The organism is Planococcus sp. A6 (assembly GCF_028823615.1).
GTDB lineage: Bacteria > Bacillota > Bacilli > Bacillales_A > Planococcaceae > Planococcus.
Genome location: NZ_JAPEHT010000020.1, coordinates 1 through 20,380, shown reverse-complemented (window position 1 = coordinate 20,380; position 20,380 = coordinate 1). Strand labels below are relative to the sequence as shown.

General features: G+C 46.6%; 24 protein-coding genes. 18 read left to right on the top strand and 6 right to left on the bottom strand.

All coding sequences use genetic code 11. The annotated features are described in order from the left end of the window. Positions 1 to 8: 8 nt before the first annotated feature. Both ON064_RS04900 and ON064_RS04895 read left to right on the top strand, forming a co-directional pair. Positions 9 to 539, top strand: a complete 531-nt coding sequence (locus tag ON064_RS04900; protein ID WP_274623872.1) for a sigma-70 family RNA polymerase sigma factor — start codon at positions 9 to 11, stop codon at positions 537 to 539. After that, positions 523 to 1,527, top strand: coding sequence for an anti-sigma factor (locus ON064_RS04895; RefSeq protein ID WP_274623871.1), 1,005 nt, complete (start codon positions 523 to 525; stop codon positions 1,525 to 1,527). The genes ON064_RS04900 and ON064_RS04895 overlap by 17 nt, the downstream gene beginning before the upstream one ends. Positions 1,528 to 1,616: 89 nt before the next feature. Here the strand turns inward: ON064_RS04895 and ON064_RS04890 are convergent, their stop codons facing one another. Next, entirely contained in the window at positions 1,617 to 4,049 is a 2,433-nt protein-coding gene (locus ON064_RS04890; RefSeq protein WP_274623870.1) for a bifunctional diguanylate cyclase/phosphodiesterase, read from the bottom strand. Between the two features lie 450 nt (positions 4,050 to 4,499). On the opposite strand from ON064_RS04890, the gene ON064_RS04885 reads away from it, so the two are divergent. Continuing rightward, positions 4,500 to 5,339, top strand: a complete 840-nt coding sequence (locus ON064_RS04885; protein ID WP_274623869.1) for an aldo/keto reductase — start codon at positions 4,500 to 4,502, stop codon at positions 5,337 to 5,339. Between the two features lie 89 nt (positions 5,340 to 5,428). Here the strand turns inward: ON064_RS04885 and ON064_RS04880 are convergent, their stop codons facing one another. The 3 genes from ON064_RS04880 to ON064_RS04870 all read right to left on the bottom strand — a co-directional run bounded on the left by ON064_RS04880 (position 5,429) and on the right by ON064_RS04870 (position 8,191). Next, positions 5,429 to 6,274 carry a GAF domain-containing protein gene (locus tag ON064_RS04880; protein ID WP_274623868.1) on the bottom strand — a complete coding sequence of 282 codons (846 nt, stop codon included), beginning with the start codon at positions 6,272 to 6,274 and terminating at the stop codon, positions 5,429 to 5,431. A gap of 254 nt (positions 6,275 to 6,528) precedes the next feature. Next, positions 6,529 to 7,761 (bottom strand): MFS transporter, encoded by a 1,233-nt coding sequence (locus ON064_RS04875; RefSeq protein ID WP_274623867.1) that lies wholly within the window; start codon positions 7,759 to 7,761, stop codon positions 6,529 to 6,531. Between the two features lie 106 nt (positions 7,762 to 7,867). Next, entirely contained in the window at positions 7,868 to 8,191 is a 324-nt protein-coding gene (locus tag ON064_RS04870) for an ArsR/SmtB family transcription factor (RefSeq protein WP_274623866.1), read from the bottom strand. A 145-nt stretch (positions 8,192 to 8,336) separates the two neighbouring features. On the opposite strand from ON064_RS04870, the gene ON064_RS04865 reads away from it, so the two are divergent. From ON064_RS04865 to ON064_RS04830, 8 genes are read left to right on the top strand one after another with little or no spacing between them, the layout of a single operon-like run. Further along, on the top strand, positions 8,337 to 9,098 hold the full coding sequence (locus tag ON064_RS04865; protein WP_274623865.1) for a Nif3-like dinuclear metal center hexameric protein: 762 nt from the start codon (positions 8,337 to 8,339) through the stop codon (positions 9,096 to 9,098). A 53-nt stretch (positions 9,099 to 9,151) separates the two neighbouring features. Further along, complete coding sequence (locus tag ON064_RS04860; protein ID WP_274623864.1) at positions 9,152 to 10,042, top strand: alpha/beta hydrolase; 891 nt, start codon at positions 9,152 to 9,154, stop codon at positions 10,040 to 10,042. A gap of 29 nt (positions 10,043 to 10,071) precedes the next feature. Further along, a complete protein-coding gene (locus ON064_RS04855; RefSeq protein ID WP_274623863.1) occupies positions 10,072 to 10,605 on the top strand; it encodes a kinase in 534 nt (177 codons plus the stop codon). Then, positions 10,602 to 11,603 (top strand): S66 family peptidase, encoded by a 1,002-nt coding sequence (locus ON064_RS04850; RefSeq protein WP_274623862.1) that lies wholly within the window; start codon positions 10,602 to 10,604, stop codon positions 11,601 to 11,603. Before ON064_RS04855 ends, ON064_RS04850 begins: the two co-directional genes overlap by 4 nt. A gap of 15 nt (positions 11,604 to 11,618) precedes the next feature. Continuing rightward, complete coding sequence (locus ON064_RS04845; RefSeq protein WP_274623861.1) at positions 11,619 to 12,311, top strand: aspartate/glutamate racemase family protein; 693 nt, start codon at positions 11,619 to 11,621, stop codon at positions 12,309 to 12,311. A 24-nt stretch (positions 12,312 to 12,335) separates the two neighbouring features. Next, positions 12,336 to 12,989, top strand: a complete 654-nt coding sequence (locus tag ON064_RS04840; RefSeq protein WP_274623860.1) for a zinc dependent phospholipase C family protein — start codon at positions 12,336 to 12,338, stop codon at positions 12,987 to 12,989. Beyond that, positions 12,970 to 13,440, top strand: a complete 471-nt coding sequence (locus ON064_RS04835; RefSeq protein ID WP_342455315.1) for an NUDIX domain-containing protein — start codon at positions 12,970 to 12,972, stop codon at positions 13,438 to 13,440. The genes ON064_RS04840 and ON064_RS04835 overlap by 20 nt, the downstream gene beginning before the upstream one ends. A 38-nt stretch (positions 13,441 to 13,478) precedes the next feature. Continuing rightward, on the top strand, positions 13,479 to 13,874 hold the full coding sequence (locus tag ON064_RS04830) for a hypothetical protein (protein ID WP_274623858.1): 396 nt from the start codon (positions 13,479 to 13,481) through the stop codon (positions 13,872 to 13,874). 59 nt (positions 13,875 to 13,933) lie between these two features. On the opposite strand, the gene ON064_RS18390 is transcribed toward ON064_RS04830, so the two are convergent. Continuing rightward, on the bottom strand, positions 13,934 to 14,152 hold the full coding sequence (locus ON064_RS18390; RefSeq protein ID WP_342455314.1) for a hypothetical protein: 219 nt from the start codon (positions 14,150 to 14,152) through the stop codon (positions 13,934 to 13,936). A 23-nt stretch (positions 14,153 to 14,175) separates the two neighbouring features. After that, on the bottom strand, positions 14,176 to 15,120 hold the full coding sequence (locus ON064_RS04825) for an MFS transporter (RefSeq protein WP_342455313.1): 945 nt from the start codon (positions 15,118 to 15,120) through the stop codon (positions 14,176 to 14,178). Positions 15,121 to 15,381: 261 nt separating this feature from the next. Between ON064_RS04825 and ON064_RS04820 the strand changes: the two genes are divergently transcribed. The 7 genes from ON064_RS04820 to ON064_RS04790 all read left to right on the top strand — a co-directional run bounded on the left by ON064_RS04820 (position 15,382) and on the right by ON064_RS04790 (position 19,937). Further along, entirely contained in the window at positions 15,382 to 16,479 is a 1,098-nt protein-coding gene (locus ON064_RS04820) for a hypothetical protein (protein ID WP_274623857.1), read from the top strand. 53 nt (positions 16,480 to 16,532) lie between these two features. Next, complete coding sequence (locus ON064_RS04815) at positions 16,533 to 17,030, top strand: DinB family protein (RefSeq protein ID WP_274623856.1); 498 nt, start codon at positions 16,533 to 16,535, stop codon at positions 17,028 to 17,030. Positions 17,031 to 17,122: 92 nt separating this feature from the next. Next, on the top strand, positions 17,123 to 17,497 hold the full coding sequence (locus ON064_RS04810) for a YciI family protein (protein ID WP_274623855.1): 375 nt from the start codon (positions 17,123 to 17,125) through the stop codon (positions 17,495 to 17,497). A gap of 121 nt (positions 17,498 to 17,618) precedes the next feature. Then, positions 17,619 to 18,152, top strand: coding sequence for a GNAT family N-acetyltransferase (locus tag ON064_RS04805; protein WP_274623854.1), 534 nt, complete (start codon positions 17,619 to 17,621; stop codon positions 18,150 to 18,152). A 58-nt stretch (positions 18,153 to 18,210) separates the two neighbouring features. Beyond that, on the top strand, positions 18,211 to 18,897 hold the full coding sequence (locus tag ON064_RS04800; RefSeq protein ID WP_274623853.1) for a phosphopantothenoylcysteine decarboxylase domain-containing protein: 687 nt from the start codon (positions 18,211 to 18,213) through the stop codon (positions 18,895 to 18,897). Between the two features lie 46 nt (positions 18,898 to 18,943). Beyond that, a complete protein-coding gene (locus ON064_RS04795) occupies positions 18,944 to 19,291 on the top strand; it encodes a cupin domain-containing protein (protein WP_274623852.1) in 348 nt (115 codons plus the stop codon). Between the two features lie 133 nt (positions 19,292 to 19,424). Continuing rightward, a complete protein-coding gene (locus ON064_RS04790; protein ID WP_274623851.1) occupies positions 19,425 to 19,937 on the top strand; it encodes a GNAT family N-acetyltransferase in 513 nt (170 codons plus the stop codon). Positions 19,938 to 20,380: the final 443 nt, after the last annotated feature.

Sequence of the window (20,380 nt, the reverse complement as noted above, 5' to 3'; positions counted from 1 at the left end):
GGGATAGGATGAAAAACCAACAGCTGGAACAGCTTTTTAAACTGTATTCAAAACCCCTTTATTATTTTCTTTGGAAGTTATCAGGTTCTTCCCACCTGGCCGAAGATCTGACCCAAGAAACATTTGTCAGGGCAACGATTTCACTTCATACCTACCAAGGAGAACAAGCGCGGGCGTGGCTTTTTAAGGTGGCGCGTAATATTTATATTGATGAATGGCGCAAACGCAAGAGAAGGGAAAGTATTCCATTAGTGAATAGATTCAAGCCGGCCGAGGAAATGATCAGCCCATACGGATTGCCGGAAGATACAGCTTTGGCGCAAGAGCAACGGGACGACTTGAATATGCTGTTCGATTATTTGCCGGAACATTACCGGACGATTCTCTATTTAAGGGAAGTGGCGGAATTTAGTTATGCTGAAATAGCAACAGCGATGGATTTATCAGTGGATCAAGTGAAAGTTATGTTACATCGGTCACGAAAAAAACTGGAGACCATTGCACAACAGAGAGGGTGGCATGATGACAGAATGGAATGAAGCCTTGGAAAAGAAAATACTAAAGAAATCCCGTTTTGTTTTAACCGTTCGCATTCTCCGTATATTAATGATTGGGGTGCTACTATACGGTGCTTACATGATCGCTTTGGCATTTATTACGGATGGGCTGCATGTGGCAGAAGAAAATGACTACTATACGAAACTTGCTTTGGATTGGACGGTGCCCAATGTCCGCGGGGCATTTGGGTTTGAAGAAGAAGAAATTTCTCCATTAGGGACCAGTGCACTGTCCTATACTTTGGTCAGGACAGTGGGCAAGAAGGAAATGGTTGTAGGGGAAGCGCAAGTGACGAAGCGCTTAGCAAACAGCCTGTCGTCTATAGAGTACCAAACCCCTTCGAGAGATGAACTCGATCGTTTCTTCTTTTTCTATCCGGAAGACCCGCGCAACGGCAATTCACTGAAAGCTCACGGCCAGACCGACGTTTGGGGCACACTGAACAAGCTGCACGAAGGCACCGTAGCGGAATTAGCCTTTTCAACAGATCGCTTCATGACACCTGAAGAGTTGATTACACAATTGGAACCTTATGATATTGACGTTTTGTGGATGCCGCTGCATACGGGTGAATTTGAAACGTTCACGCCAGGTGGCTGGGGAGGCGGCGGTGACGATCTATCCGTAAACACTCTCTTCGGCTTGACAGGGGGGCAAAGCGCTTCCGATGATTTCCGATCTTTTTCTTCTATCTACCGGCTTGATTCTGAGACTATACAAGACAGCCAACAGATGATGATGGCTAATATGGAAACTTTGCTCGAAGAAAAATCTGCCTCTTATTATGAAAGATTCTTGGGCCTGAGTTATTTGAATGAACGCTATGAGTACATGGAAGAAAACGGCTTTATGGTATACGGCGCTGTGGTTACTGGACCGGTCAAAGAATTATTGAAGCTCGAAGAGGAAGCTGTAGTGGCCGGTGAGCAACTGGGGCAAGTGGAATTGTGGAATTGGGAAGAAGAGTAAATGCATGAAAAAGAAGCGAGGAGACGCTGCTACACGCAGCATTTCCTCGCTTTTTTATTGGACAATCAAAGGTTCTTTCAACAAATTTTTCAAGCCGGTTTCGTCGTATAGTAAATTTCCTCAATGTCCTGTGCAGGCAATGGGCGGTTGAAGTAATATCCTTGTGCCTGGTTGCATTGTTCGGATTTCAAAAAGTCCAGCTGTTCAGCTGTTTCCACGCCTTCTGCGATGACGTTCAATTCGAGGTCATGCGCCATGCGAATGATGGTTTTGACGAGTGCTGCATCTTTTGAATCGCTTTTGATATTTCGGGTGAAATGCTGGTCGATCTTCAAGCTGTCGATCGGGAACAGTTTCAAATAGCTGAGTGACGAATAGCCGGTGCCAAAATCGTCGATCGATAAATGAACGCCGAGTGCCGCCAGTTCTTCCATGGTGGTGAGGGCGCTGTCCGCATTCTGGATGATTGTTTCCGTCAGTTCCAGTTCCAGATACCGTGCGGCCAAGCCGGTTTTTCTCAAAATCACGCTAACGACCTCGGTCAAATCCTTTTGTGCAAATTGGCGCGCAGAAATATTGACTGCTACGCGGAATGGCGCGAGCCCCATGTCCTGCCAATATTTATTTTGGCGGCACGCTTCTTCCAAAACGAATTCGCCGATTTTTGTGATGCTTCCGGTTTCTTCAGCAATTGGAATGAATTCTGCAGGCGAAATCGTTCCCCATTCAGGATGGTTCCACCTGAGCAAAGCTTCCACGCCGATAATTTCTTCGGTTTTCAGGCTGATCTGCGGTTGATAATGGATGGTGAATTCACCGTGTTCCAAGCCTTTCCGCAAGCCTGTAGCAAGCCTCGATTTCCGGTCGATCGTTTCGTTCATTTCACGCGTGAAAAATTGGAAAGCGTTCTTTCCGCCTTCTTTTGCCTGATACATCGCAATGTCGGCGTTCTTCACCAAAGTTTCGGAATCGTCGCCGTCAAAAGGGAACATGCTGATGCCGACAGAGACGCTGGTGAAGATTTCTTCATTTTCAAATCGGAACGGCGTATTCAAGGCATCGATCAATTCCTGTGCCCGGGCCGCCGCTTGGCTGTATTCGGTGTTTGGCAAAAGCAGGATGAATTCGTCGCCGCCCAGCCGAGAGAGTGTGTCTTTCGGGCTGATTTGGGCTTCGAGGCGGCTGGCGACACTTTGTAAAAAGAGGTCTCCGATGGAATGCCCGAAACGGTCGTTGATCATCTTGAAATTATCCAAATCCATGTAGAAGAGTGAAAAATTCAAGCCGCGTTCATCTGCCTGGCGCAGCAGCGAATCGAGGCGGTCATTGAACAAACGGCGGTTCGGCAAGCCAGTCAAAGGGTCCAAATAGACAAGTTCATTGATTTTGTTCTCAGACGCTTTGCGCTCGGTGACATCGCGAAGAATGCTGCTGAAGAAGATGCCTTTTTCCGTTTCCCATGTGCCGACCGACATCTCGAGCTGGAACTCGCTGCCGTCTTTGCGGCAACCCGTCAATTCGACGGTGCTGCCGATAACATGGGGCTCACGTGTCCTGCGGTAGGCTTCCATGCCTTTTTCATGTGCTTCCTTAAAGCGGTCCGGAATGATGACGCTGATATTGCGACCCAGAATTTCTTTTTCGCTATAGCCGAAAATCGTTTCAGCGCCTTGGTTCCACTGGACGATCGCGCCTTGGAAATCCGCTACGATAATCGCATCTTTCGCGGATTCGATGACGGATTTGAATTTCATCTCAGATTCTTCCGATTGCATCTCCAAACGGCGATCAGTCCGTACACTCGCAAGTGTCAATGCGAAAAGCATCAGCATGCCACCTCCGATGCCATAAGCAAGAAGCGTACTATTGACCGAGAACGGCGCGCTATGGCCGGTAGCTGAGTGATCCATTTGTGAAAAATCAGCTGCGGCCATGCCGGTATAATGCATGCCGGAAACCGCGAGCCCGATCAAAACTGCACCAGCCAGCTTTCGCCAGTGGAATCTCGGGACATTCGGGATGCAGAACAACAACGCCAAGCCGATAAACGAAGCGGCAAAGGCAATGAGCGCTGACAAAGCCCACATGAACGGATCGTAGGAAATCATCGCCTCCATGCGCATCGCGTCCATGCCAAGATAATGCATCGACACGATTCCGGCGCTTATGAAAAAAGCTCCGGTGAACAGGTTGCGCCAAGTGACAGAGGGCTTGCTAATGAGGTAGAAGGCAATTGCACAAGAAATGACCGCTGGCACGATCGACAACAAAACCAGGCCGAAATGGTAAGAAACTTCGACCGGCAAATGGAACGCCAGCATGCCGATAAAATGCATCGACCAGATGCCGAGCCCCAGAATAAAAGCACCCGCTGTAATCCAGCGCAGGTGCGATACGTTTTTGGCGTATTTCAAGCGGCTGCTGATATCGAGTGCGACAGAGGCCGAGAACACGGCGACCAAGATGGAAAGGGCGACGAGGGGAAGGTTATACGAACTGACGAGATCTGTTATGGGATTCACGCTCTTTCTTTAATGTGTTGAAGGACGAATGCTATTAAATTAATAGAAACAAACCGTCAGCTGAAAAATGACTGAAGCGGTTCCGGCATCCCGAAAACACAATTTAATGTTAAAAAACAACTAAAAAATCCGAAATTCCCAAAGGTCATAAGACATAAGTAAAATGATTAATTCTAGTCTTTAAAGGTCCATTTGACATCAAAAATACCCAAATAAAGCTATTTTCCATTAGAATACCACAATTGTCTCGAAATGAAACTATTTGTCTCCTATAAAACTTCGCCGTGTTAAAGAGTAGTAGTTATAAACTATTTTTAAATAATAAATGGTCTAGTCGAAAAGAAATAATTATGGATTAACTATCGTGTTTTCATTCGCATACGATAGTTTCTTAGGCAAGTGGGTATAGTAAGTTTATTGCTTTAGATAAGAAATAGGAGGACATCATTTATGAAAAACTTACAAGCTACTGTCACGTTGAATAACGGAAGCGAAATGCCTTGGCTTGGCCTCGGCGTGTTCCGGGTAGAAGACGGACCTGAAGCGACTGAAGCCGTTAAAACGGCGATCGTCAACGGCTACCGAAGCATCGATACCGCTGCCATTTACGGAAACGAGGAAAGCGTCGGAGAAGGCATCCGCCAGGGAATCAAAGCGGCGGGGATCTCGAGAGAGGACTTGTTTATCACGTCAAAACTATGGAACGACGATTTCGGCTACACGTCCGGCATCCAAGCTTACGGGACGAGCCTGAAGAAATTGGGGCTGGAGTACCTGGACCTGTACCTGCTCCACTGGCCCGTCGAAGGCAAATACAAAGAGGCTTGGAAAGCGCTCGAGCATCTCTATATGGACGGACAGGTCATAGCGATCGGCGTCAGCAATTTCCAGATCCATCATTTGAAAGACCTGATGGAAGACGCGGACATTAAGCCGGTCGTCAATCAAATCGAGTACCACCCGCGCTTGACACAAGAGAAGTTGCTCGCGTTCTGCCGCGAAAACGACATCCAGGCGGAATCCTGGTCTCCGCTCATGGCAGGCGAAGCGCTCGAACAGCCGGAGTTGAAAGATATCGCAGCGAAATACGATAAATCGGTCGCTCAAGTCATTTTGCGCTGGAATCTGCAAAACGGCGTCGTGACCATTCCGAAGTCGACCAATGAAGGGCGCATTGTAGAAAACTCGCAAGTGTTCGATTTTGAATTGTCAGAGGAAGACATGCAACAGATTTCAGCATTGAACGAAGACCGCCGCGTCGGACCGGATCCGGATAATTTTGATTTTTAAAGGGAACTAGACACTGACATTAGGTAAGTGTTTGCCTTTTCAGTCATAACAAAAAGGAAGAGAAAAGCCCTGGAGCTTTTCTCTTCCTTTTATTTTTCCAGCTTATAGCCGATTTTATTCAACGCCGATTCGATGTCGGCGACATACTCGGTTTTCAACTGTGATAAGTGTTCACTGACACCTGGCTTTTGCACGAGCCCAGGCGGTAGGCCAGTCATCATGACTTGGACGCCCATGACATTCAAGCCTGACACCAAATTCTTCAAGACGTCCGGGAACTGGTTTTCCAAGAGCATCAATTGCGACAAGTCGATGATAAACGAATGGATGCCTTTATCCGCCGCATAATGCAGAGTGTCTTCCATGATTTTCTGAGAACGTGATTCATTGATATTCCCCTGCAGTGACAAGATTGCCAAGCCCTTTTTGATCGGGATAATCGGCACGCTCAGCAGTTCGATATCCGCCAGGGTAGAATCCAAATGGATAACGTAAGACAACACTTCCGCCATTTGTTTAAGGAAATGAATATCTTCATCGGTAAATTCCTTTTCTTCCTTGTCCATGACGCATAAAGTGCCGAACACTTCGCCGTAGAAATCGCGCAGCGTTACGCCGAGAAAACCTTTCACTTTGAGCTGCGGCGTCACTTCCAAGTCTTTCGTTAACGTAAATGAGCCAAGATTATTTGTATGCATCGCTTCCTGCTCGCTTTGAATGATCAAGCGGCAATACGTGCCATCGTAATCCACAGCGTATCCTTCAGGAATAATGTAATGGTCTTTATTGAATGAGCTGATTACTTTCATCGCCGTCGGTCCGCGCCGTGTAACATAAGCGGTGTTGACGCCGAGTTCATCACTGATTACTTGAAATAATTTATAGGAGACGGCTTTCAATGAATCGTGCGTAGACATTTTCTGTTTATCGTTCATCTTTCATTCCTCCCCATATCCTGGGGGGACCCTGCCAGTCATCTTTGATGTATAGAGTCATTTCTTTTACGTACAACTTAATGTCGTTCAAGTTTTCATAAAAACTCCAGATTAATCGTCCAGTCAGTAGGGCAGCCCCTCGTGTTTCTGCCCTTAAGACTATAGAAATCAGTTTTAGCGGTCAAGAAAAACATTTCGCATTCCGAAAAAATGAATCTGGCGGCAAGGGGAGTTGCCACATAGCGCTGTCTCACTTATTGCTCGAGGCCAGCCTTCGCGCGTGCTGTCGAAAATTCATCCGCCCGGTCCAAGCGGGTGCTAAGAAACGCGAGCCCTGATGCAAGCAAAGCACATAATGCGCCGACCCATGACAGATGGATATAGCCGCCTTGTGCGACGACGTATCCGCCGAGTGTCGCACCGAGCGCGATGCCGATATTCACAGCGACAGGCGTCAGCGAAGAAGCGAAATCTTTAGCTGCAGGTGAATAGACCGTAGCCAAATTCATCAAATACATTTGAATGGTGGCGTTCATCGCATAAATCATGATTGCCATTAGCATCAGGCTGACGAGCCCTGCGAAAGTCGTTCCCATTGTGAAATACAGGGAAGCCAATATAACTGCTTGCACGATGAACACATAGCGCAGCTTGCTGACGCCGTTGCGCCCGGCGATCTTGCCGGCCAATACATTGCTGAGAATGGAGAAGGCACCATAGGCGAGCAGGACGGCACTCACATAGCGTGTTGGGATGCCCATGCCGTTTTCCAAGATCGGCGTGATATATGTGTAGATTGTATAGGTGCCGGCGATGGACAAGGTCGGGATAAAGAATGCCAAAATCATCCGCGGATTCGCCAACAACCCGAGCTGGTCCTTAGCCGAAGCTTTAACCACTTTCAGTTTGCGAGGCAGAATAAAGACAGCCATCACTAAGCTAATAATGCCGAGCAAGGTCGTGAACCAAAACGTCAACTGCCAATTGCCGAGCTGGCCGATCAATGTGCCGAGCGGGACGCCGATGACATTGGAAATGGTGAAGCCGGCGAAAATAAGGGCGATGATCGGGCCTTTTTTGTTTTCCGGCATGATGTCGCTTGCAATGCTCATCGATAAAGCGACCAAGACGCCGCTGACGACGGCTGTAATGATGCGCGAGAAAATCAGCAATTCGTACGATCCGGATAAAGCGCTGAGGATGTTGCCGGCAGTGAAGATGGAAATCAAGACCAGCATCAGCGGATATTTGGGGAAGCGGCTGACGAAAGCGGTCAAAAAAGGAGTTCCGATGGCATAAGCGATCGCAAATCCAGACACGAGTGTCCCTGCTACCGCTAAGCTAATATTCAAGTCAGCCGATACTTCGGCGAGCAAGCCGACAATGACGAATTCGCTCGTGCCCATGACGAAGGTCAACAAGGTCAGGGTGAACGCCAATACTTTCTGTTTAGTAGTGAATAATTCTTGTGGTGAAGCTGTTTCCATAACAATCTACTCCTCTATGTAATTCATTGGGAAAATCAGTTTATTGTAATATAGAAATATCTAATATTATCGATATAAGAAATCAAAAAAAGAGACGAGCCCGGTCTCAAATTTCTTCGTTGATGAATTTTGCGACCTTCGCTAATGTCTCTTCATTGCGCCTGTAATACGTCCACTGCCCGTAGCGCACAGCCTCAAGCAATCCAGCTTTTTGCATGAGCGATAAATAATGCGAGACGGTGGATTGGGACAAATTCACCTTTTCTTGAATATCGCCGACACATACGCCGCCTTCGATGCTGACCTCCTTGGGCAAATGCGCTTGCTGTGCAGGGAAATTCTTCTCCGGCTCCCGCAGCCATTTTAAAATGTTCAAACGGGTTTCATTCGACAAAGCTTTAAATATATCGATAACATTTAAATTTTCCATGGGGCTATCTTATATCGATACTATTCGATATGTCAAAACAAAGCGTTTTAAAGCGACAATTTCTTAATTAAATCCAACTGCCAATATTATCTAAGTAATTAAATATGGTAAAATCAAGAAAAAACAGAATAGTGGGGCATTTAAGATGAAACTAAACGATTTTGAGAAAACAATCCAGCAATTGTTCGGCGAGGAATTATTGAAAGAAGATGACGAATACGGCTTCACAAACAAATCGGACAGGGAGATCCACAAGGTTGGCTATGCGACCAATTTATCCATTGAAACTGTTGAAATGGCTATCGCACAAGGCGTCGATTTGATGGTGACGCATCATGATGCTTGGGACTTCATCTACGGTTTGAGGGAAGCCTGCATCAATAAGCTGGAAGCGCACAATATCAGTCATTTCTGGATCCATGCACCGCTGGATTTCGTAGACTTTGGCACCTGTACGTCATTGATGAAGCGATTGGAAGTGGACGAAATCAAGGTTTACTCTACGTACAACGAAGCGGATGGCGAACTTCCGGGTATCGCGGAATATTCCGCACCTGTGGAGTTTGAGCAGTTGTCTGAAAGAATGCGCGGCGTTTTAAACGAACCGGTGCGCGCTTGGAAGAATAATAGCCGGCCTGTCAAACGGATCGGCGTCTTGACAGGAGCGGGCCATTCCTCTGCATTGATCCGTGAAGCGGCCGAAAGAGGATGCGATACATATGTCACCGGAGAAGCTACGCTATACACGATTCAGTACGCACAGTTTGCCGGAGTCAATTTACTGGTCGGCAGCCACACCTTCACAGAGATCTTCGGGGTGGCAAGCTTGGCTGAGAAAATCGCGGAAATGCATCCGGACGTGGAAATTGCAGAATTGAAAGAAGCGCATTTTGAGTTGAACCATTGAGAACTGGGACGGTTGCGGGTCGTCGGATCCTCTCAATAGAAGGAGAGAAAAAGATGAAAAGTTTTGTGAATCTCAATGGCCGTGCAATGGAAGTGCTTCAAAAAGGCAAGGCTGGCACGCCAATTCTCATCATGACGGGCATGGGTTGTTCATTTGAAGAATGGACCAACATCACGGGAAGTTTATGTGAAACTCACAAAGTCATTTTGTTCCATCGCGCAGGGCTCGGTGCAAGTGAAATGGGAGCAGAATCGCATACGACAGCCGCCGCGGCGCGAGATGCCAAGAGTCTTTTGGATGCACTGGAAGTGACGGAGCCGGTCGTGTTGATTGGCCATTCGTATGGAGGTTTGTGCGCGCAACATTTTTCAAAACTCTATCCACAACAAGTCAAAGGGCTGCTATTAGTGGATTCCACGTCGGATAGCCTGGAAAAACTCGACGAACTTCCTGATTTGACTGAAGATGCTTCTGACGATAAATGGTTGGAAGACTGCGGCAAATTCGCCGAACTGGATGAAAGTGAATTGAAAAAAATAATTCGGCCCATGTTAAGCGAAAACCAGAAAAAATTGCCGAATCCTATACAACAACAGCTAATCGAATTTCAGCAAAAACCCAATCTGTATAAAGCAATGAAATCCGAAGTCGAAAACTGGAGAGCGGACGCCAAGACCATCAAAAGCTTAGGTTCGCTTTCAGGGATTCAGCTTATAGTCATCGGGCGCGATAAGAAGTATGCCGTGGATCAAGGAATAGAAGAAGGATGGCCAGAAGCAGAACTGCGGGCGCAGGAACATCTATGGCATGAATTGATCCTGGAGCAATCCGCCCTTTCCGAAAACAGTGAATTGTTTTTCGCGGAGGGTGCTGGCCATATGATTTATCTCGACCGGCCAGACTTGGTCATTGCGATGGCACAAAAATTAACCCAAACACCTTGAAACACAGGGCCGAAGAGAGTGTGATCACATTGGAAACCAAACTAATTGTGTTGAGGGGAAATTCAGCAAGCGGCAAAACGACGATAGCGAAACGCCTGCAAGATCATTTCGGGCGAGGCACCTTATTGGTGTCGCAAGATGTAGTTCGCCGTGACATGCTGAGAGTACAGGACCGAGACGGCAACCTATCGATAGAGTTGATTCGGCAGATCACTGAATACGGCAAAGGCACATGCCCAATCGTCATTTTGGAAGGAATCTTCATGAAGCAGCGTTATGAAGGATTGCTGCTCGACTTGATCCGGTTTTATGACGGCGAGGCATTGATCTACTATTTTGATTTGCCCTTTGAAAAAACGCTGGAGCGCCATAGTATGCGCCCTCAATCTCAAGACTTCGGGGAAGAATCATTGCAAAAATGGTGGACCCCGAAAGACGATTTGGGCGTGCCCGGCGAACAACTGCTGACAGGAGAGATGTCCGAGCAAGCGATCATCGAACTGATTTGCAGCCAGGTTGAAGAGCATCAGAGAGGCAATAAAAGCAAAGGAGCAAGTACATGACTATATTCAATCGATTGAAAACAGGGGACCAGATCGGGATTTATTCCCCGTCGTCTCCGATTACCTATAATTCACCGGTGCGCTTTAAACGGGCAAAAGATTTTCTGGAATCCAAAGGCTTTGAAATTGTGGAAGGAAGCTTGACGGGCAAGCGGGATTTCTACCGATCGGGCACGATACAGGAGCGGGCACAAGAGCTGAACGAATTGATCCGCAACCCGGACGTCCGCTGCATCATGTCGACGATCGGCGGGACGAATTCCAATGCGCTGTTGCCGTATATCGATTACGAAGCGTTTAAAAAAGACTCGAAAATCATGATCGGCTACTCGGATGCGACGGCCGTGCTGCTCGCCATCTATGCCAAGACCGGCATTCCGGTGTTTTACGGCCCGGCGCTCGTGCCGTCTTTCGGTGAACATGAACCGTTCGTGGATTATACATATGATTATTTTGAAAAAGCCTTGATGCACGAGCAAGCCCTTCCGTATGCAGTGGAATTGCCACCGTACTGGACGGATGAACCGGTCAATTGGGAAGAAAAGACACAGGACAAGGAAATGAGAAACAACGAGTGGGTGAGCGTGACACAAGGCAAGGTGACGGGACGCCTGGTCGGCGGAAATTTGAATACGATGGCCGGCATCATGGGCAGCCCGTATATGCCGGTAATTGAAAGCGGCGATATTTTATTGTTGGAAGATACGATGAAAACGGCGGCTGTTGTGGAGAAGAACTTCAATTTGCTGAAGCTCAACGGCATTTTCGACAAAGCAGCGGGAATCATTTTAGGCAAGCATGAATTATTCGACGATCAAGGAACGGGGAGAAAACCGCACGATATTTTGCTGGAAGTGCTGGGAGACCGCGAACTGCCGATTCTTGCTGAGTTTGACTGCGCGCATACCCAGCCGATGCTGACGATGCCAATCGGTAAAAGCGTCACCTTGGATGCAACGGAAAAACGAGTTGAGATCACGGAGCAATGGATTCATTAATGGAGGAGGGCTAGGATGAAAACCATCGGATTGATCGGCGGGATGAGCTGGGAATCTTCAGCAGAATATTACCGGCTGCTTAACGAACAAGTGAAACAGCGTTTAGGTGGCCTGCATTCGGCCGAATGCCTCATGTACAGTGTCGACTTCGAGGAAATTGAACGCTTTCAGTCACAAGGGAAATGGGAGGAAGCGGGCGAGCGATTGGCGGATGTCGCCCGTTCGCTTGAAAAAGGCGGTGCAGAGCTGATCGTGTTGTGCACGAATACGATGCACAAAGTGATCTCTTCTATAGAAGAAGCTGTTTCGGTGCCGGTTTTGCATATTGCAGACGCAACCGCAAAAGAGATCCGCACAAACCATCTCCATACAGTAGGGTTGCTTGGGACCAAGTACACGATGGAGCAGGATTTCTACAAAGAACGTATTGCCGACAGCGGCATCAAGGTGTTGATTCCGGAAGCGGCAGAACGCGATATGATCAACCAAATCATTTTCGACGAATTGTGTTTAGGAGAAATCAGCGAGTCGTCGAAAGTGAAATATCAGCAAGCCATCCAAAACCTCATCGATCGCGGCTCACAGGGCATCATTCTTGGCTGTACAGAAATTGGGTTGTTAATTCACGACGAAGATGCAGCTGTGCCGCTGTTCGATACGGCGAAGATCCATGTCGAAGCAGCAGTTAAAGCAGCGTTAGACAAATGAAGTTACAAAAGGGGGGGAGCCGAAATGGGATCACGCATGATGCATTTGATCATTGCTGAGCACGTGGCGGAAAGAATCGAGATTTCCGACCGGCCGCGTTTTCTCTTGGGCGGCATTGCACCGGATGCAGTTCACGGCAGAGAGCAAAAAACCAAATCACACTATTACGAAGGTAGCGTAGACGATGGTACGAGACGCGTTCATTATGAAGGCTTCATAGAGAAATATCAGAAAGAGATACAAGACGAATTCATTCTCGGGTATATCGTGCATTTAGTGGCGGATGATGTGTGGATGAAAGACATCTATTTCAAAAAAGATATGAAAAAACGTATCGATGCCGATCCGTCCGTGCTCGAGAAATGGCACGCGGATTTCAGAAAGCTTAACAGCATGCTTATTGACCAGTTTGGCTGCTCCGGATTGGAACAACAACTGGCATCTGCCGAACTTCCTAAGACTCTTATAGAAGAAATTGAAATCAATAACTTACGGGAGTTCACCAAAGAAACGCTCGGCGACTTCCACTCAACGAAAATATCTTCCAGCAAGGATTTGGAGATATATACGATTAAAGAAATTACCGACTATATCAAATCCGCGACAGAACAGGCAGTCCGCGTATGCCTGTCTCTTGGGATGCTGGAACGGCAAAGGAGTGGACACCTTGGCCATTAGAAATTCCGCGAAAGCGATCATTGTCAAAGACGGCAAAGTGTTGCTGACGACCAATGAAGACGCAGAAGGCAGCTATTATCTATTTCCTGGCGGCGGCCAGGAGCTCGGCGAAACCTTGCCGGAAGCAGCCGCACGTGAATGCATCGAAGAAATCGGCTGCGCCGTCGAAGTGAAAAGCCTCATCCATATCCGCGAATACATAGGCGTGCGCCACGAATATGCCGAGACCGATAGCGGCGTTCACCAGATCGAATATTATTTTGAATGCCTTTTGCTGGATGACTTGCAATCGGCCGCACCGTCGAATCCCGACACGCAGCAAACCGGCTTTGAATGGGTGGAGATCGAGGACTTATTGGAGTACCGGATTTATCCGAGAGGCATCCGCCGCTTTATCCAGAAATTTGAAAGTGGTGGCGGAAATTCGGTTTATTTGGGAGCGTTTAACTAGCATATTTTAAGGACATAAATGATAGAGGAGGATTAGTTTTGACCATTACGTTAAAAGGACACGAATTAAACTCAATTCATGATATGAAGAAACTATCGATCGTGATTGCGCAAGTACATCTCGACGAAATGCAGAAAGACACGAAGAATAAAAGAGCCATCCAGATCACTACTTCAAGTGCGCTGATTATCGCTAAGAAAATCAGTACGCAAGCACCAGATATAGAAAACCTTCCATTACTGGATTCTGCCATTCTTAAATCAGAAGATACAATCTTTCCGTTAATCAAAGACAGCAATGTCACCAATATCTCTGGCATGATCGTTTTGAATGACGTCAAGATCGTGCCATTTGCGAACCCTGAAAATATCATTGAATATGAAAGCTATGCCGTTTTTTCAGAGCATATTATGGGATTTGGCCTGACGGATTAAATTTAACAATGAAAAAGGGACAGCCGAAATTTTCCGGCTGTCCCTTTTCATGTATAACTCTATTCCTGAACCGTACGTTGAAAAGAGCTGCGGCCGCGGTAAGCAATCCAACTGGCGAGAGCGAGCAAAACACCAGATAAGACAAAAACTGAGCGGATGCCGAACAGGTCGGCCATTATCCCCATCAATAGCGAAGAAACGCCGAACGTGCCCATGCCGATTGCCCCGAGCGTCGTGAACACTGTCGGCAATTGCTCTTTCGGCACGCTCGTCTGCACGACGGTCTGCTGAGGAATGTTTTTCAGCTGGCTGAAAATAGGAGCGCCACGAGTGGCATGCTGTTCAACCCGAACAGCACAGTCGCCGCGCTGCTGAAAATCGCCCCGGTGAGGATGAAACGGCTGAGATTGTTCTCGACCCATTCCGTAAACCGTAGGCAAATGAGGCTTCCTGCGATCAAACCGATAAAGAACGAACCATTGATAAAGCCCCACCATTTCTCATCGACTGCGAGCGCTTCGCTGACGAATACATACAAAATAGCGGCAATCCACACGGCGCCGGCAATTGTCTCGAGCATTTCCATCAACGCGATGCGCTTTAATACCGGCGTCTGTGAGACGGTGTGCCAGCCTTTGGTGATTTGGCGCCATTTGTTTTGAGGTTCTGGCGGAGCGCTGTCGACTCTATCCAAGCCGCTCAACAACAAACTTGAAAGCAGGAACAATCCCGCTGTCAGCCAGACCAGTTCGGTGGCGGCCAGCCAAATCAATAAGGAACTGCCGACAAACCACATCGCTGTTTGGATCAGCTGCGTAACGGTCTCGGTGATGCCGTTCGCTTTCAACAGCTGCTCACTTTTCACGTAATTCGGGATTAAGGCCTGTGTCACCGGATTGGCGCAGCCATCCAAAAGCGCCACCAAACTGATCACTAAAAACAGCACAATAAAATTGGCCGCGGTTAAATGCGGCAGAAACAACGCCAAGGCAATCAACAAGCCGGTCTTGCCCATTTGCGATCCCGCGAGCAGCCATTTCAAATCAAAGCGCTGCATGAGTAGCGGCGTTAAGGTGTTCGAGACGAACATCGAACTGGTGATGACGAACGGCACCAAAGCGGCAGCCGTGGCAGAACCGGTCAATTGGAAAATCAGGTAAATGATGCTGACGATATAGAGCACGTCGCCGATATTCGCAAGCGACTGGCCCGTCAGCAATAAGTTGAAATTTCTATTCAGTTTCATGATGAATCCCCCAAGAGTCTATTTCGTAAATGACTTCTAATGCAGGGGATAACTTAAATTGGACTGATCGTCACGTCGGATGTTCCTTTCGTAAGGAAGACAAACCTTGGGGAATTTATCTTCAGGGTGGATTGCTTTCATTATACTCTAAATAATTGGAAAACAAATGGCGGTGAAAGAAAATATTGGATATAGTAGAAACAAAGCTTATGACCAAAAAACTAGTACGGAAAATCTTTGAAATGGGAAGCAGGTATTCACATGAATAAAGCGAAGTTACAAGCAGCCGTTCTTCATGCAGCAGTGGAGTCTCCGAAATTTTTAGGGGAAGGGGCATGGCATCATGCGTGGAAAGTCGCAAAAGATGGCCGTGAACTGGTCTTGCGGATTCCAAAGGACGTTATATACGGCAAGCCGGCTGAATTCAACGAAGAAGAATTAACCGCCGAATACGCGGCGACAGAACTTTACTACCGCTCGGTCAATCAGGCTGTAAAGGGCGCGGCACCGGAATTTTTCCAATTCCACGTTTCTGAACAATTGAGCTATACGCTCGAGTCGTTCGCTGGAAAGCATATCGATCTGCATGAACTGACGCGAGCACAAGCGGTTGAGACCGGAAAGGCGCTCGGTGAGATTTACCGAAAAACCGAAGAGATCCCGCATGGCTTGGACGGTTTCGGCTATCTGCATTGGACAGAGAAAAGCGGGCTGAGAGGCAGCATCACCGGAGATGTCCGCCGATTCCTGAAAGAAGAAAGTGAAGAGCATTTATCGGATTACCAGGAACTCAGCGATGCGCGTCCTGAATTTCAAGACGACACAGTGAACGAGGCATTAAAATTGGCAACGGAACTCAGAGAGGGAGGATTCACCCAACCGCTCCTCAGCAATCAAGACGCTTCGCCCGAAAATATATTGATCAACGGAACGCAGATTTGCCTGATCGATCCGTTCCCGAATGTTTATTACCCGCGGGGAATGGCCGGGAACTTCATGAACCTCTATGAAACGTTTTTTATCGCATTATCGGAAACAGAGCGCTATAAAAAACATCAGTTTGCAAAGTGTGCAAGCAATTTAAGGGCCATTGCCGATGGATTTTTGGACGGCTATAGCGATCGCGACAAACAGGTTACGGCCGAAGTCAGAGGCGAGCAATTGCTGCAGCTGCTGGAAACCGCCTATAGCCATTTTCATTTATTGTCTGGAAAATTGCCGGAAGAAGCGCGTACCCGCTACGGTGATAAGCAGCAAATTGAAGAGAGGCTCGCGACATTGGCAGGTGAATTGAAAGCCTTGGCTGCATCGGAAATCGGGAATCTGACAGAAGCATTGAAGAACGAAGTAAGCCCTTAAATATATTCATATCCTAGTAGGTAAAGAAAATGAAAACCTTGAGGAGGGCTCGTATGGGCGGTATGGAAGTGCTTTCTACGTTTCAAAAGGAGCTTAGTACCTATTCACCTGAGCAGCTGCGAAGTATTCCCGAAGAAGGCGTGTGGTCTATTGGCCAAATGTACGACCACATAATCGTCGTGGCGCATGAGTATCTCGACAATGTAGCTGTTTGTGCTGAGACAAAAGGGGATCCACTCTTAGAGAAAACTCCTGCTGGCAAAGAATTATTTCATAATAAAGGCTTTCCGCCAATCAAAATCAGGTTGCCGGACGAAATGAATGCTCCCCCTAATAATTCAGACAGCCAGGAAGAGCTGATCAACAGGATGGAAAAGTTAATTCAAAGGGTTGGGTATTGGGAATCGCAAGTGGAGGGGATTCCTCCAGAGCGTAAAGCGAAACATGGCGGGTTCGGCTGGCTGAACGCAAGAGAATGGCTGGATTTAGTGGAAATGCATTCTCGCCACCATCTGCGTCAAAAAGAAGAGCTGGAACGATATCTGAAATAGATTGAGTCTAGCAAATATCTGGGGCGCCTTACTTCACTTCGATAAATTGTACCGAAAAGCGTGGCAGAAACTTTTTAGGAGGGGGGGTTCTGATGAATTACTTGGGTTTGGGTTATTTTGATAAGAAAAAGATGGACGCATTGCCGAAAGAAAAAGTAGAAGCGATCATGAAGAAATGTCAGGTGCATCTCGAAGAATTCTATAAAAGCGGTCAAGTAGTGGCAGATGTTGGCGTTTCACAAGAAGCAAAGAACTTGCGGCAGGTGGACGGTAAGCTACAAGTCGGAGAAAGCCAGTTGACTCAGCTCGAAAAAATGATTGGAAGCGCGTTTATCATAGAAGCTCAAAATATCGAGGAGGCCATCGAAATAGCGTCTTTGCATCCGACAGTACAGGTCACAGAAGGAGAGCAATTAGCTTGGGAAATCGAAATTCGAGCCATCGATTCCTTCTATAAGAAAAACTAAAGCAGCTGCCGTTGCTTTAGTTTTCATTTTTTTGCTGTTTTCGGGAGCTGTTCATTTAGGGGAGTCTAGCTGAAACACCGGAAGATGAAGTAACTAGATAATTATAAAGGGAGATGGGGACATGGATTTTCAGGCATTGGCCACAGATAGGCTGGAACTCGTACATATTGGAAAACATCACGCCGCAAGCTTCTTCAATATCATGTCTAGAAACGAAGTCACGAAATATTACGGCATGAGCAATTTAACGGATATAGGCGAGGCTGAAAACATAATCGAGTCGTTCAGGCGGACCTTCGAAAGCGGCAGAGGGATCCGCTGGGGACTCGTCGTGAAAGAAACAGGCACTTTCATCGGGACAGTAGGGTTGAACAATTTGAACCTCAAAAGCAAAAAAGCGGAAATCGGTTTTGAGCTGCATCCGTCCTATTGGAACAAAGGCTATGTTTCAGAAGCCGTCAAAGAAGTCTTGGCGTATTGTTTCGGCCAACTTGGATTATTCCGCTTAGGTGCTGTCACCTTTCCTGAAAATAGAGCATCCATCGCTTTATTGCAAAAATTAGGATTCGAAAAAGAAGGCATGCTGAGGGGCTATCTCTATCAGGACGATCGATCCCATGATGCGCTTATCTTTTCGCTATTGGCTGATGAATAGCGGTAGAGTCTGATTCGAATGAGTTTACGAGTATATGGAGTAACAAGGAGCAGTGATTATGATAGGGAAAACAATACTAATAACGAGTGGCGGCTGTTTGGAGAGATGGGATAAGGTACGGGGCCATACCAATTTAGCGACTGGAAACATGGGCAAGTTGATAGCTGAAGAATTTTTGCGGCAAGGAGCGGCTGTCATCTATTTACATGGCTATTTTTCAGTAAAACCAGTTATGGATGAAGGACAAAACTTACAGTTAGAAAGGTTTGAAGGAATTTTAGATCTTGAGGCACGAATGAAAAAAATCATTAGCAATGAAAAAATCGATGCCGTAATCATGGCAGCTGCAGGATCTGATTGGATCATAGATTATGTGACCGATCAAGATGGCGAGATTATCTCACAGGAGGGGAAGATATCGAGCGATAATCCCCCTGTTATCCATTTGAAGAAAGCTCCCAAAATCCTGAAACAAATTAAATTGTGGGATGCCAATCTGCTACTGATCGGTTTTAAATTGGAAAGCGAATTGGATAAAGCTGCACTCACCAAAAGAGCAGAAATTAGAATGCGGGATTCTGATGCTGATTATATGGTCGCCAATTCTTCAGATTCTCTTTATACGCAAGAGGCAGCGCATTATGTATTCGATAAGCAAATGAAAATGAATGAGTATGTAAACAAAGAAGAAGCTGCTAAAGGCATTACAGAAGCTGTTGAAATGACTTTGTTGCAAGCTCGTTAAACTATTGAATTCTAACAGGCCATAGTCAGTAGAAGGGATAGATGAAATGAAGCTTTTCAAATTCGATAAAAGTATTGGCAAAAAGATCTCCAAGTTCAATTCGGATTTCATCATGTCCCGAATTACTCAAACGGCACAGCCCGCTCACATCGGCTGCATGCATTTAGAAGAAAATGGAGTAGCCGGGTATCACCAAGCAGTAAGCCCACAGTTGCTTTTAATCGTGGGCGGAGAGGGTCTTGTTAGGGGTGAAAAAGAAGAGTATGTAGAGGTTGAAGCTGGAGATGCGGTGTTCTGGAACAAGGATGAATGGCATGAAACGAAGACAAACACAGGTTTGATGGCCATCGTCATTGAAAGCGAAGAATTGTTACCGATAATGCACAAAATGTAAACGTGGTCAAAAAATGAGAAGGTTATTTGAAGACAGTTAATGAATATTTTTGCACTAAATCTTTAATTCTATTCTCAGTGTAAATAGATAGGATCAATATAATTCGCTAATACGAATCAGCGGAGGGAAGCTTATGGAAATCACGTTGCACTTGCTCCAACAACAGGGTGCGGCCGGATTGTTCCGGTTTGAATTGGAGAATCGGGAGTTTTTCGAGCGGCTGGTGCCAAGCCGTGGAGATGATTTCTACGTCTTCGACAATTTTCTTTCGAGGCATGAAGAGTTATTGAAAGAACAACAAGAAGGCTTTGCAAACTTCTACCTGATCAAGAACGATGCAGGAGACATTCTGGGAAGAATTAACTTAGTGGATCTGGACAGGAATCATCATACGGCAGAAATCGGATTTCGGATTGGGGCGAACTACGGCGGGCAGGGCATTGGAAACCGGGCCTTGAATCTGTTGCTCAATACCGATTTGGGGTTGAGGCAAATACACGGAAAAACGACGACCGTTAATCACGCCTCTCAAAGAATATTGACGAAAAATGGATTTAAGCAAGTGGGCATGGGAGAAGAAACATTTGAGATGAATGGCCAAGATATGAGTTTTGTCTACTACGTATGGGAAGCGAGAGAAAAGTGATGGGAGTGAAGTTTACGAATTGAATAACACTAGTTGAATTTGATCTCTATAAAATGATTCATGATTCCAATGCCCGTTATTTCACTCAATGGCTCAGCAAAGCGATGAGTTACCAGGCAAAGAGCCAAAATCTCTTTAGTCCTTTCCCAAAATGTGATATATTTTGGGAAAGCGGTAGAACGTGTATTCGTGAGAATCATTTCAGTTTTAGATTTAATTTCGAATGCCGGAGCGTCAGGATTATAGGCACTATCGCAAAAGTACGGGGAAAAGGAAGTGGAACATGGAACAAAAAATACCAGCACTCGCGTTGAAGATCAGAAACAGCTCCGGCGGCCATATCTTTTATCTGACAAAAGACACTAAGCATTATATCGATAATATCGTCGTTTTCATCTTGGATGGGTTAAAGAGCGATGAACACGTATTGATTGTGGAAAACA

Coding starts and splice junctions, on each gene's coding strand:
- ON064_RS04885 (WP_274623869.1), top strand. CDS start 4,500: ATGAAAAACTTACAAGCTACTGTCACGTTGAATAACGGAAGCGAAATG.
- ON064_RS04880 (WP_274623868.1), bottom strand. CDS start 6,274: ATGAACGATAAACAGAAAATGTCTACGCACGATTCATTGAAAGCCGTC.
- ON064_RS04820 (WP_274623857.1), top strand. CDS start 15,382: ATGAATAAAGCGAAGTTACAAGCAGCCGTTCTTCATGCAGCAGTGGAG.
- ON064_RS04860 (WP_274623864.1), top strand. CDS start 9,152: ATGAAAAGTTTTGTGAATCTCAATGGCCGTGCAATGGAAGTGCTTCAA.
- ON064_RS04845 (WP_274623861.1), top strand. CDS start 11,619: ATGAAAACCATCGGATTGATCGGCGGGATGAGCTGGGAATCTTCAGCA.
- ON064_RS04815 (WP_274623856.1), top strand. CDS start 16,533: ATGGGCGGTATGGAAGTGCTTTCTACGTTTCAAAAGGAGCTTAGTACC.
- ON064_RS04825 (WP_342455313.1), bottom strand. CDS start 15,120: ATGAAACTGAATAGAAATTTCAACTTATTGCTGACGGGCCAGTCGCTT.
- ON064_RS04870 (WP_274623866.1), bottom strand. CDS start 8,191: ATGGAAAATTTAAATGTTATCGATATATTTAAAGCTTTGTCGAATGAA.
- ON064_RS04895 (WP_274623871.1), top strand. CDS start 523: ATGACAGAATGGAATGAAGCCTTGGAAAAGAAAATACTAAAGAAATCC.
- ON064_RS04850 (WP_274623862.1), top strand. CDS start 10,602: ATGACTATATTCAATCGATTGAAAACAGGGGACCAGATCGGGATTTAT.
- ON064_RS04800 (WP_274623853.1), top strand. CDS start 18,211: ATGATAGGGAAAACAATACTAATAACGAGTGGCGGCTGTTTGGAGAGA.
- ON064_RS04790 (WP_274623851.1), top strand. CDS start 19,425: ATGGAAATCACGTTGCACTTGCTCCAACAACAGGGTGCGGCCGGATTG.
- ON064_RS04900 (WP_274623872.1), top strand. CDS start 9: ATGAAAAACCAACAGCTGGAACAGCTTTTTAAACTGTATTCAAAACCC.
- ON064_RS04865 (WP_274623865.1), top strand. CDS start 8,337: ATGAAACTAAACGATTTTGAGAAAACAATCCAGCAATTGTTCGGCGAG.
- ON064_RS04810 (WP_274623855.1), top strand. CDS start 17,123: ATGAATTACTTGGGTTTGGGTTATTTTGATAAGAAAAAGATGGACGCA.
- ON064_RS04840 (WP_274623860.1), top strand. CDS start 12,336: ATGGGATCACGCATGATGCATTTGATCATTGCTGAGCACGTGGCGGAA.
- ON064_RS04795 (WP_274623852.1), top strand. CDS start 18,944: ATGAAGCTTTTCAAATTCGATAAAAGTATTGGCAAAAAGATCTCCAAG.
- ON064_RS04875 (WP_274623867.1), bottom strand. CDS start 7,761: ATGGAAACAGCTTCACCACAAGAATTATTCACTACTAAACAGAAAGTA.
- ON064_RS04805 (WP_274623854.1), top strand. CDS start 17,619: ATGGATTTTCAGGCATTGGCCACAGATAGGCTGGAACTCGTACATATT.